The organism is Alteromonas sp. G5_S2_22_S1 (assembly GCF_054968525.1).
On the sequence record NZ_JBQKUJ010000005.1, the window covers coordinates 216,379 to 228,974 of the forward strand.

The window sequence follows — 12,596 nt, forward strand, 5'->3', positions numbered from 1 at the left end:
TGTTCCTTATTTAATTGTGAGTGCGTTTTCAACCAGGGCTTTCTGTTGCTGGTTGTGAACGGATACATAACCTACTGCAGGTGACGAGGATGCATCACGGCCTGCATATGTTAATTTCGCACCATCTGGAATTGCTTGCCAGAAATGGTGTTGGCTACAGTACCAAGCGCCTTGGTTTTGAGGCTCTTCTTGACACCAAACCCAATCTTTTACATGGCTGTATTGTGCCACAACTTTAGCGCATTCTTCTTGTGGGAATGGATAAAGTTGCTCTAAACGGATGATTGCAACGTCTGTTTGCTCATTTTTACGGCGTTGGTCTAACAAATCGTAGTAAACCTTGCCCGAACACATAACAACACGCTTCACGTTCTTCGGATCAATGTCGTCAATTTCATCTATCACGTTGTGGAATTTACCTTCCGCTAGCTCTTCTAACGAAGATACCGCCATTGGGTGACGTAATAATGACTTAGGCGACATGACGATAAGCGGTTTACGCATTGGGCGAACCACTTGGCGACGAAGCATGTTGTATACCTGTGCAGGTGTAGAAGGCACACACACTTGCCAGTTGTGATCAGCACACATCTGAAGGAAACGTTCAAGGCGTGCAGAACTATGCTCTGGGCCTTGACCTTCATAACCATGTGGAAGTAAAACGGTTAGACCACACAAACGGCCCCACTTTGCTTCACCTGAACTTAAGAATTGGTCGAATACAACCTGTGCGCCGTTAGCGAAGTCACCAAACTGGGCTTCCCAAATGGTCAGGCACGTTGGCTCTGCCGTCGCATAGCCGTATTCAAATGCCATTACTGCTTCTTCCGAAAGCACAGAGTCGTAAATTTCAATTTCACCCTGACCTTCGCGAATATGCTGCAGAGGCATATACGTCGATGCGTCTTTTTGATTGTGTAATACCGCGTGACGGTGGAAGAAAGTACCACGGCCAGAATCCTGACCCGTAATGCGAATATCTTCGCCGGCGTCAACGATAGTGGCATAGGCTAAGTTTTCAGCCATCCCCCAATCTAACTTCTTCTCGCCTGCAACCATAGCCTTACGGTCTTGGTACAGCTTATTTACACGAGACTGAAGCTTATGATCTTCAGGAATAGTAGTGATTGACTCACCTAGCTCTTTAAGCTTCTCAACTGAAAGTGCGCCATCGTAAGGCGTATCCCAGTCGTGTCCAAGATACGGAGACCAGTCAACACTGTGCTCGGTCATTGGACGCCACTCTTCTACAACACAAGCGCCGTGATCCAACGCTTCACGATACTCTTCAAGGTAGCGGTCTGCATCCCGTTGCTCAATTACGCCTTCAGCTATAAGTTGGTCAGCATATAGCACACGCGGTACAGGGTGCTTTTTAATTTTTTGGTACATCAACGGCTGCGTTGCATTCGGCTCATCCGCTTCGTTGTGACCATGACGACGGTAACAAACAAGGTCAATTACCACGTCTTTCTTAAACTTGTTGCGATACTCAAGCGCAAGCTGTGTAACAAAGGCAACCGCTTCTGGGTCATCTGAGTTAACATGGAAAATTGGCGCCTGCACCATTTTCGCGATGTCGGTACAGTATTGCGTTGAACGGGTATCTTCTGTTTTCGACGTGGTAAAGCCAACTTGGTTGTTTACCACAATGCGAACGGTGCCACCCACAGCAAAACCGCGAGTTTGTGACATATTAAAGGTTTCTTGAACTACACCCTGACCCGCAATAGCAGAGTCACCGTGGATAGTTATTGGCAACACTGTGTTAGTGTCGTTATCACGACGTGCTAAACGAGCGCGTACCGACCCCATAACTACCGGGTTAACAATTTCAAGGTGAGACGGGTTAAACGCTAGCGCTAGGTGAACATTGCCACCTGGCGTTGCAAAGTCTGAAGAGAAACCGGCGTGGTATTTCACGTCACCCGCACCTAGCGAGTCGTCGTGTTTACCAGAGAATTCGTCAAACAGTACTGACGGGTTTTTACCCAGTACGTTTACCAATACGTTCAATCGACCACGGTGAGCCATGCCGATAACCACTTCTTTGGTACCCGCAGTGCCCGCTTTTGTGATCAAGCCTTTAAGCATAGGAATTAGCGCATCGCCGCCTTCTAGAGAGAAACGCTTTGCACCTGGGAATTTAGAACCCAAGTATTTTTCCATGCCGTCGGCCGCAGTAAGGCCTTTAAGAATACCTAACTTCTCATCACGAGAAATTTCAGGCTTGGCCTGAACAGATTCTATCTTTTGCTGTAACCAACGCTTTTGTTCAGTGTCGGTAATGTGCATGTACTCTGCACCGATAGAGCCGCAGTAAGTTCTGTTAAGCGATTTAAACAGTTCTCCAAGTGGCATTGACTCTTTGCCGATAGCATAAGAACCCACGTTGAAAACCGAATCGAAATCTTGCTCAGATAGGCTGTGGTGAGAAAGTTCTAAGTCGCGCACACGCTCTTGCTGCCATAGACCAAGTGGGTCTAAGTTTGCGTGTTGGTGACCGCGGAAGCGGAACGCGTTAATTAACTGAAGGACTTTAACTTGCCTGTCGTCTGAGACATTAGCAGAAGGAGAAGACGGACTAGACATGCGGGCGGTTGGCCCTAACGCAGCAAGTTGCCTAAATTGATTCTTAATAGTTGTATGATTGGTTTCTAACTCTACGCCATCGACTTTGGGGAGGTTATCGAAGATTTGTCGCCAATTTTCAGAGACACTTTGCGGGTCTTCTAAATAGGTTTCATACAACTCTTCAACATAGGCAGCGTTGGCACCTGCCATGTGCGAGGAATCCCACCACGCTTTCATCACGCTTTCTTGCATTTAATTTGCCTTGCTACGTTTTATAAAATCTAGTTAACAATCAAGATGTATTATAAGGTTATTCTCAGCATAACCAAGTGTTATAACGGAGAATATATAAAAAAATAGCCATCCTTATTGGATGGCTATTTAGCGTATCGCATCTATAACTTAGGAAGTTATCAGACTATAGTACTAAACAGCCCGTTGTAAAAGCATTGACTTGATTTGGCCAATAGCTTTTGTTGGGTTCAATCCTTTAGGACATACACTTACACAGTTCATGATACCGTGACAGCGGAATACGCTGAATGCATCGTCAAGCTCGTTAAGACGCTCTTCTGTCGCAGTGTCACGGCTATCAATTAAGAATCGATAAGCGTGAAGTAGACCGGCCGGACCGATAAACTTGTCAGGGTTCCACCAAAATGATGGGCAAGACGTCGAACAACATGCACATAAGATACACTCATATAAACCATCTAACTTAGCGCGCTCTTCAGGTGACTGAAGGTGCTCACGAGCCGGCGGCTGCTTGCTGTCGTTAATTAAGAAAGGCTTAATCTTTTCGTACTGTGTATAGAACTGCGTCATATCAACAACAAGGTCACGTACAACAGGTAGACCTGGAAGTGGACGAACGACTATTTTGCCTTTGCCCAGCGCAGAAAGTGGAGTAATACATGCTAGGCCGTTTTTGCCGTTCATGTTTACACCGTCAGAACCACATACACCTTCGCGGCATGAGCGACGGAAAGAAAGCGTCGGATCCTGCTCTTTAAGTGCAAGTAGCGCATCTAGCACCATCATGTCTTGACCTTCCTCTACTTCTAGAGTGTAGTCTTGCATGCGAGGCTTCGCATCTACTTCTGGGTTATAACGATAAATCGAAAAAGTTAATTGCATGATCGTTGCCTCTCTTAATATGAACGCACTTTAGGCGGGAATGCTTCCCTAAGCTTAGGCGCCATATTCACTTCACGTTTAATCATTTTATCCGTGTTCGGATCATAAATGCTGTGACATAGCCAGTTATCATCATCTCGGTCCGGGAAGTCGAAGCGGCTGTGTGCGCCACGGCTTTCCGTTCTGAAATTCGCTGCTACTGCCGTGCTGTACGCGGTTTCCATAAGGTTATCAAGTTCTAAACACTCTATACGTTGGGTATTGAAGTCTGAACTCTTGTCGTCAAGGCGAGCATTCTTGAGGCGCTCACGAATTTCGCTAAGCTCTTTAAGTCCTTCCGCCATTGCGTCACCTTCACGGAATACCGAGAAGTTAAGCTGCATACATTCTTGCAAATCTTTCTTAATTTGGACTGGGTCTTCGCCCTTGCCTTTTTCTGAATTTTCCCAACGATTGAAACGAGCCATTGACGCTTCAAGATCAGATTCTGACGCGTCGCGCGTTGGGGCCATATCAGATAATGTCTTACCAAGGTGTAAACCAGTCGCACGACCGAATACAACAAGGTCAAGTAGCGAGTTACCGCCAAGGCGGTTAGCGCCGTGTACCGATACACAAGCAATCTCACCACAAGCAAATAGACCATTAACAACTTTGTCGTTACCGTTTTCATCAACCGTTAGACATTGGCCATCAACGTTCGTTGGAATACCACCCATCATATAGTGACAAGTAGGAATTACTGGAATTGGCTCTTTTACTGGGTCAACGTGTGCAAACGTACGGGATAGCTCAAGGATACCAGGTAGACGCGATTCAAGAACGTCTTTACCAAGGTGATCAAGCTTAAGCTTAATGTGTGTACCCCATGGGCCTTCACAACCGCGGCCTTCGCGAATCTCTGTCATCATTGAACGCGCAACAACGTCACGACCAGCAAGGTCTTTCGCGTTTGGCGCATAACGTTCCATGAAGCGCTCGCCGTCTTTGTTTAGTAGGTAACCACCTTCACCGCGACAACCTTCGGTAACCAATGTACCTGCGCCAGCAATACCCGTTGGGTGGAACTGCCACATTTCCATATCCTGAACTGCAACACCTGCACGAAGCGCCATACCCACACCGTCACCGGTATTGATGTGTGCGTTTGTGGTAGACGCATAGATACGCCCTGCACCACCCGTTGCAAGTACAACAGCGCGCGACTTGAAGTAAACTACTTCGCCAGATTCGATGTCGATTGCTGTACAACCTACTACGTCACCGTCTTGGTTTTTCACTAAATCTAGCGCGTACCACTCAGAAAATACTTTTGTTTTATTCTTTACGTTTTGTTGGTAAAGAAGGTGAAGAAGTGCGTGACCGGTACGGTCAGCCGCTGCTGCCGTACGAGCACCCTGCTCGCCACCAAAGTTCTTAGACTGACCACCAAAAGGACGCTGGTAAATTTTACCGTTTTCGAAGCGAGAGAAAGGAAGACCCATGTTCTCCATCTCAATGATTGCTTCAGGTCCTGTCTTACACATGTATTCGATAGCGTCTTGGTCACCGATATAATCTGACCCCTTTACGGTGTCATACATGTGCCATTCCCAGTTGTCTTCGTGTGAATTACCCAATGCTACGGTAATACCACCTTGTGCAGACACAGTGTGAGAACGGGTTGGAAATACTTTTGAAAGCAGAGCGCAAGATTTACCAGACTCTGAAATCTGGAGTGCTGCGCGCATACCTGCACCGCCGGCACCAATTACTACTGCATCAAACTCGTGAACGGGTAAACTCATTTTACACTCCCCACAATACGAATAGGCCCACAGCTACGTAGCCGAACGCGATGATATTTAATATATATTGTAGTACCGCACGTAGACCTGTCGCTTTAACATAGTCTGTAAGTACCTGCCAAAGGCCGATACGCACGTGGATCATCACTGCTACTAGTGCTGCCAATGTGAAAACTTTCATAGCTAGGCCAGAGAACAAACCTCGCCATTCGATAAACGTTAAGTTATCGGTGGTAATAAAAAACCACGCCATGAAAACCGAGTACGCGAAAATTATCGCTGCTGTTGCGCGAAGAGATACGTAGTCTTGTACGCCGTCACGCTTTATGCTTGCTTGGTTGGTTACCATAATGCAACTCCCAGTACTACGGTCAGTACAACCCAAAGTGCGATAACTGCTTTAGCACTTGTATTGCCCGACTCTAGTTCTTCCCAGTGACCTAAATCCATAACAACGTGTCTTAGGCCGCCTAGAATGTGATACGTCAGCGCTGAGGCTGTGCCAATTGCGACAAATTTTCCAAGGAAACCGTCCATGATTGCTTGTACGTTCGCGAAACCTTCAGCCGAGTGAACAGAAACTGCCCAAGCCCAAATAACGAAAAGAAGCGCGAAGAACATTGCAACACCGGTTACACGGTGGAGAATTGACGAAATAGCAGAGGGCGGAAATTTAATAGTATTGAGTTCTAAATTTACTGGTCTTTGCTTTTTCACAATGTATGCCTGTTTAATCCGTAGGGGATAATGAATTTCTTACCTTTATTATGTCCTGAGTAAGTGAATTCGATTTTTAACCTGTTAATTGCCTCATCCATTGAGTTGTTAACAATTTGTGAATTATTCTTTAATGCTTGTAACAGAATAATTATTCCGATTCCAAAGCACCGCTGAGTATATCCAGCGTAGTATATAATTACAATTTTTTGTGCCGTAGTAAGACTTTAGTCTTTATCTGTACTTTTATAGTCATTATTTTGATTAAAAAGAGTTCAAAATTGAGCGCAACATGTCGAAACGCTTGCAATTACAGCGTCTTGAAGTTTAACAGCAGGCACTAGGAATAACTATGCATATCAATAAGAAATTAAGCACTTTTAATCTGTATGGGTAATTATTCCTCATCAAAAGATTACTTTTTAAACTAACCTGTTAATATATTTATCGTTCGGTGGTTTACCTTTGTCGAAAAGCCATTGATAATTGCACCGTATCGGGCAAAGTGAATTCCCAGCAAGTTAATTAATCGTTATCCGATTGCTAGTATTTTTTTAAGCAATTTGGAATATTTATTGTTCAAATATGCAATTAAATTGACTTGTTGGTGCATAATAAAGTACAAATACGCCCACTTTTCCCAACGAAGCGGATATTTTCGTCCGTTTTCGCTGCAAACAGAACCATTCTGAGGAGAGCATTTTATGGCAGATCAGAAAGCCATTCTTAAAGCCGGCGGTAAGGAAATCGAGCTTCCTATCTTGTCTGGCACTGAAGGACAAGATGTAATCGACGTCCGTACGGTAGGCCAACACGGTTATTTCACGTACGACCCAGGTTTTATGGCGACAGGATCTTGCGAGTCTTCAATTACCTACATTGATGGCGCTCAAGGTGTATTATTACACCGCGGTTTCCCTATTGAAGAACTAGCGCGTGACGCAGACTATCTTGAAGTTTGTCACATGCTTCTTCACGGTGATGCACCAACAAAAGAACAGTACGAAGAATTCAAAGAGACAATTACTCGTCACACCATGGTACATGAACAAATTAACATGTTCTTCCACGGTTTCCGCAACGACGCGCACCCTATGGCAATGCTATGTGGTACCGTTGGCGCTATGTCTTCGTTCTATCACAGTGATTTAGACGTTTCTAACGAAGAGCAGCGTGTTCGCAGCGCTCACCGTCTAATTGCGAAAATGCCTACCCTTGTTGCTATGTGTTATAAATACAACATCGGTCAGCCTTTCGTATATCCACGTAACGACCTAAGCTATGCAGCTAACTTCCTGAACATGATGTTCTCTGTACCTGCAGAAGAATTTCAAATCAGCCCTGCTGTAGAGCGTGCGATGGACCGTATCTTTACCCTTCACGCTGACCACGAGCAAAACGCGTCTACCTCAACGGTACGCCTTGCTGGTTCGTCTGGCGCTAACCCTTACGCGTGTATTGCGGCAGGTGTTGCGTCACTTTGGGGACCTGCTCACGGTGGTGCAAACGAAGCATGTCTTAACATGCTAGAAGAAATCGGTACAGTTGACCGCATTCCTGAGTTTATTGCTCGTGCTAAAGACAAGAATGACCCGTTCCGTCTGATGGGCTTCGGTCACCGTGTTTATAAAAACCACGACCCACGTGCTACAGTAATGCGTGAAAGCTGCCACGAAGTATTGAGCGAACTTAACGTGAAAGACCCACTGCTAGAAGTAGCAATGGAACTTGAAAAAATTGCGTTGAGCGACCCTTACTTCGCAGAGAAGAAACTGTTCCCGAACGTAGACTTCTACTCAGGTATCGTACTAAAAGCCATTGGTATTCCTACAAACATGTTTACCTGTATCTTCGCCCTGTCTCGTACAGTAGGCTGGATTTCTCACTGGCATGAAATGATGAGCGACCCTAAGCAAAAAATTGGTCGTCCTCGTCAGTTATACACTGGTCACAGCCAGCGTAAGTACACGCCAATCAAGTAATACGGAACTAAGTATTACCCTTGATAGTAAAAATAGCGCCTCTATGGCGCTATTTTTGTTTTAGAAATTTGTATTAAAGGAACATCAATGCCCTATTCTGCCGTTTTGCTAGGTATTGCAGGTCTTATCCCCTTTGTCGCTATGCCATTAGCATACCAATTCAATTTATTGCCCCTTACTCAAAGTGCGGTTTATTTTGTACAGTACTCTGCCGTATTGTTGTCTTTTTTCGGTGGTATTCATTGGTGGGATGCAATTAGCAATCAGCGTTATGACAAACAGATGTTCATTGCCATGTTGCCTACCATTATCGGCTGGCTGTGCTTGGTATTTTCAAATGATGTCAAAGTGTTTGGTGTATTGTCATTAAGCTATGTGGCTGTGCTCATGTATGACAAGTTCACCCTTAGCCTACCTAAAGAGCAAGTGGTAAGCTACATTAGCCTTCGTATGGGGCTAACTAGCGTTGTGGTAGTTTGCCACGCGTGGATGATTTATTTAATCGCTTAAAAAAGCCAACACGTTACGTAAATTATTTGCGCGTTAGTCATCTTAAAAAACTTATATCGGTTACACGTAACCAGACTAAGCTTTTGAATTTTTTATGATTTTATTTTCTCAAATCAAAAAAGGCGACAAACTATTAAAAGTATTGTCGCCCTATCGTTTTCACATGACTTAAATGAACAAACTGCCGTTAATCGCGATGATTACTCATCGCGAATAAGTGTAAGCAGCGCCTCTGTCTTCTCTTCCATCAAGGCAATGTCGCCTTTACTTTCAACATTTAAACGAATAACTGGTTCAGTGTTCGATTTGCGCAAATTAAAGCGCCAGTTTCCAAATTCTAAACCTAAGCCATCCGTTGTATCTATAACGCTAGCCTGAGGTTTATATTTACTCGTTACACGCTCAAGTGCTGCGTCAGCATCTTTAAGCTTGCTATTGATTTCACCTGATGATGGAAACGCTTCAATACGCGCTTTAACCATGCTTGCTAGCGTTTGTTTTTTCACGCAAACAAGTTCAGCAATGAGTAGCCAAGGGATCATACCTGAATCACAGTACGCAAAATCTCTGAAATAGTGGTGCGCGCTCATTTCTCCGCCATACACCGCATCTTCTTTGCGCATACGTTCTTTAATAAACGCATGACCGGTTTTTGATTTGATGGGGGTACCGCCCGCGTTCGCTACAATATCTTCTGTATTCCAATACACGCGTGGGTCGTAAATAATTTTGCTGTCGGTATTTTTCTCGATAAACGCCTCAGCCAGCAAGCCAACAATGTAGTATCCCTCAATAAATTCACCGTCTGCATCAAACAAGAAACAGCGGTCGAAGTCTCCATCCCACGCGATACCAAAATCAGCACCCGACGCTTTAACCGCATCAGCAGTATCGGCACGATTTTCTGGTAGTAATGGGTTAGGAATACCGTTTGGAAATGTACCATCTGCGTCGTGGTGTACTTTTATAAATTCAATGGGTACGCCCTGCGACTTCATTTCTTTCTCGATAGCGTCTAGTGCCGGGCCTGCGGCGCCATTACCAGCATTCACCACAACTTTTAGCGGCGTAAAATTACTTAAATTCACATAAGACAGCATGTGAGAAACATAGTCAGACATACACGACTTAACCGCGTATTTACCAGTGTTAGAAAGCTTAACTTCGTTTACATGAGCAGTACCGTTAAAGAACGCGTCGGCATCGATCGTTACACCGTTAGTGTAGTGCGCTAACCGTTCTGACACGTAATCGTCGCCTAACGCTTCCGCTTTCTCTTTTATTGCGTTTAAGCCTGTGTCACCGCTAATAGGAACAGAACCCGCTTTTACCAGCTTCATGCCGTTGTAATTGATGGGGTTGTGGCTTGCTGTTACTTCAATACCGCCGTCCACACCAAGGTGCTTTGTAGCGAAATAAATTTCTTCGGTTCCTGCCATGCCAATGTCAGTAACGGTTGCACCAGCGTCTATGAGGCCTGCGCTTAACGCTAGTTTTAATGGCGTGGACGTAAGACGCACATCACTGCCAACGACAACGGTTTTCGCATTTAATTCTTGAGCAAAAGCATAGCCAATTCGGTACGCTACCTCTTCGGTTAGCTGTGAGTTAAGTTCGCCACGAATATCGTATGCTTTAAAGCAGGTAATTGGGGTTGCCATTTGGATCGAAATTCCCTGTGTTTTAACTATTTATGATTACTTTAATGCTTTTTACGACCTTAAAGCGCTAAGCGCCTTTTTGATGACATCGTAAAAGAGAAGAAAACATGTATTTAAACATAGTGATATTAAATCATTAGGGGGAGTGAATTACTATTTCAATTTGTGAAAAGGCAGCAATTGCCCACATACGGGCTCAAATGCGCGTACTTAGCGCGTTAACTCATAGTACACGCGGTTTTAAGAGGCACGTTAATGACGATTATTTTGAATAATAGGAAAGTGCCTGTTGTAAGCCAAGCGGTTCTAAAGTAAAAAAGCTTATGCCCTTACTTTGCTAATACACCGCTTTGATAATCATTAAACGCCTGAACAATTTCTTGCTGAGAGTTCATCACAAAAGGGCCATATTGAACCACAGGCTCGTTAATAGGCTTACCCGATACTACTATAAACTTACATTCCGTATCAGTCGAAACACAAAGCTGCGTTCCCTTCTGTGATAAAACGCCAAGCTCTCCTTGTTCCAGAGTAGTTTCGTTGCCCTGATCACCTTTATTAACGACGACATCACCTTCGTAAACATAGATAAATGCAGATTCATCTGAATTCATGGCAATTTCAGAAGGCCCGCTTTTCAATGCCACGTCTAAAAAGGTGGGCGATACGGCGGTTGTCTTAACAGGCCCTTGTACTCCTTCAATCGCTCCTGCTAATACTTTTACGTCTGCATTTTGAATGTGCGCCATTGGAACACTATCCGGCTGAATATCTTGATAGTTGGGCGCTGACATCTTCTCAATTGCGGGTAGGTTTACCCACAACTGAAAGCCTTGCAATAAACCCTCTTCTTGCTCCGGCATTTCCTCATGAATAATGCCTCTGCCTGCGTTCATCCATTGAATTCCCCCTGCATCAATCACGCCCTCATTACCCACAGAGTCCTTGTGACGCATTTTACCTGCAAGCATATAGGTAACGGTCTGAAACCCTCGATGAGGATGAGGTGGAAAACCCGCTATATACTCACCAGGGTTATCTGAACCAAAAAAATCTAGCATGAGAAATGGATCTAATCGAGGCAGATCGGGCTGGCCGATGATACGTGTGAGTGACACGCCTGCACCGTCGCTGGTTGGCATACCCGTGACGACTTTTTCTATCGTTTTTTGCGCGTTAACTGTGAACGACATAGCTTGTACCTACCTTAAATTCTTACTAAAAAGCCATTACTCGATACTTTCGCGGCCATGGGCCGACATAAGGTCTTGCTCGGGCCCTACCGGGATGACTTGCGTTGGGTTTATCATGGTATGGCTGTAATAATAATGTCTCTTGATATGATCAAAATTCACCGTATCAGCAACACCCGGCACCTGATAGAGTTCTTTCATATAGCCGAATATATTCGGATAATCTGCAATTTGCTTCTTATTACATTTGAAGTGACCGTGATAAACCGCGTCAAAGCGAATTAGCGTGGTAAATAAACGCCAATCGGCTTCGGTGATTTGACTGCCAACCAAATAGCGTTGTTTACTCAGTCTTTCTTCAACCATATCTAAAGCATGGAACAAAGCATTCACCGCCTCTTGGTAAGCCTCTTGTGTTGTAGCAAACCCCGCCTTATACACACCATTATTGATGTCGTGATATACCATGTTGTTAATGGTATCGATTTCTTCGCGAAGGGCTTCAGGGTAATAGTCGTCGTTGTTGTTAGTGAGTGCGTCAAATCCACTGTTGAAAATGCGAATGATCTCGGCCGATTCATTATTAACGATGGTTTCGGTTTGTTTGTCCCATAAAACGGGAACGGTAACACGACTCGTTATTTCGGGTTCGGCTTTCGTGTAGATCTGGTGGGCATAATCAAACCCGTAAAGCTTATCTCCGGTTGCCCCAGGGTAGTCTTTAAACTCCCACCCGTTATCAAGCATTTCAGGGTGAACAACAGAGACATCAATATGCGCTTCCAACCCCTTTAGCTTTCTAAAAATGAGTGCTCTATGCGCCCATGGACAAGCTAAAGATACGTATAGGTGATAACGGCCTGATTCAACTGTGAATGTTCCGCTGTCATCGCTGTTAACTGTGTCACGAAATTTGGATGCCTGGCGTTCAAATTTCCCACCGCTTTTACTGGTATCGTACCACTTATCTTGCCATTTTCCGTCAACGAGTAAGCCCATTTGCCTGCCCCTTTTTTCTATCTCATTACACAATGA

The 12,596-nt window shown here is 44.7% G+C and carries 10 protein-coding genes; 2 read left to right on the top strand and 8 right to left on the bottom strand.

All coding sequences use genetic code 11. From position 1 onward, the window contains the following. Positions 1 to 6 precede the first annotated feature (6 nt). The 5 genes from ACTRWF_RS08030 to sdhC form a co-directional block, all read right to left on the bottom strand. The gene (locus tag ACTRWF_RS08030) at positions 7 to 2,826 is read right to left on the bottom strand and encodes a 2-oxoglutarate dehydrogenase E1 component (protein WP_012518363.1); all 2,820 of its coding nucleotides are present in this window, start codon (positions 2,824 to 2,826) and stop codon (positions 7 to 9) included. Between the two features lie 174 nt (positions 2,827 to 3,000). Continuing rightward, a complete protein-coding gene (locus tag ACTRWF_RS08035) occupies positions 3,001 to 3,711 on the bottom strand; it encodes a succinate dehydrogenase iron-sulfur subunit (protein WP_020743551.1) in 711 nt (236 codons plus the stop codon). Between the two features lie 14 nt (positions 3,712 to 3,725). Next, positions 3,726 to 5,498: a succinate dehydrogenase flavoprotein subunit gene (sdhA, locus tag ACTRWF_RS08040; protein ID WP_015067208.1), complete on the bottom strand. Its 1,773-nt coding sequence runs from the start codon at positions 5,496 to 5,498 to the stop codon at positions 3,726 to 3,728. 1 nt (position 5,499) lies between these two features. Further along, positions 5,500 to 5,847 (bottom strand): succinate dehydrogenase, hydrophobic membrane anchor protein, encoded by a 348-nt coding sequence (gene sdhD / locus ACTRWF_RS08045; RefSeq protein ID WP_012518360.1) that lies wholly within the window; start codon positions 5,845 to 5,847, stop codon positions 5,500 to 5,502. Beyond that, positions 5,841 to 6,215 (bottom strand): succinate dehydrogenase, cytochrome b556 subunit, encoded by a 375-nt coding sequence (gene sdhC / locus ACTRWF_RS08050; RefSeq protein WP_015067207.1) that lies wholly within the window; start codon positions 6,213 to 6,215, stop codon positions 5,841 to 5,843. The genes sdhD and sdhC overlap by 7 nt, the downstream gene beginning before the upstream one ends. A gap of 704 nt (positions 6,216 to 6,919) precedes the next feature. On the opposite strand from sdhC, the gene ACTRWF_RS08055 reads away from it, so the two are divergent. Further along, entirely contained in the window at positions 6,920 to 8,197 is a 1,278-nt protein-coding gene (locus tag ACTRWF_RS08055; protein ID WP_024016298.1) for a citrate synthase, read from the top strand. Positions 8,198 to 8,284: 87 nt separating this feature from the next. Further along, entirely contained in the window at positions 8,285 to 8,707 is a 423-nt protein-coding gene (locus ACTRWF_RS08060; protein WP_012518357.1) for a DUF3429 domain-containing protein, read from the top strand. 200 nt (positions 8,708 to 8,907) lie between these two features. On the opposite strand, the gene ACTRWF_RS08065 is transcribed toward ACTRWF_RS08060, so the two are convergent. The 3 genes from ACTRWF_RS08065 to ACTRWF_RS08075 all read right to left on the bottom strand — a co-directional run bounded on the left by ACTRWF_RS08065 (position 8,908) and on the right by ACTRWF_RS08075 (position 12,560). Next, positions 8,908 to 10,368 (bottom strand): phosphohexomutase domain-containing protein, encoded by a 1,461-nt coding sequence (locus tag ACTRWF_RS08065; protein ID WP_278384011.1) that lies wholly within the window; start codon positions 10,366 to 10,368, stop codon positions 8,908 to 8,910. A 329-nt stretch (positions 10,369 to 10,697) separates the two neighbouring features. After that, a complete protein-coding gene (locus ACTRWF_RS08070) occupies positions 10,698 to 11,561 on the bottom strand; it encodes a pirin family protein (protein WP_020743548.1) in 864 nt (287 codons plus the stop codon). 36 nt (positions 11,562 to 11,597) lie between these two features. Continuing rightward, positions 11,598 to 12,560 (bottom strand): glutathione S-transferase C-terminal domain-containing protein, encoded by a 963-nt coding sequence (locus ACTRWF_RS08075; RefSeq protein ID WP_462835348.1) that lies wholly within the window; start codon positions 12,558 to 12,560, stop codon positions 11,598 to 11,600. Positions 12,561 to 12,596 lie beyond the last annotated feature (36 nt).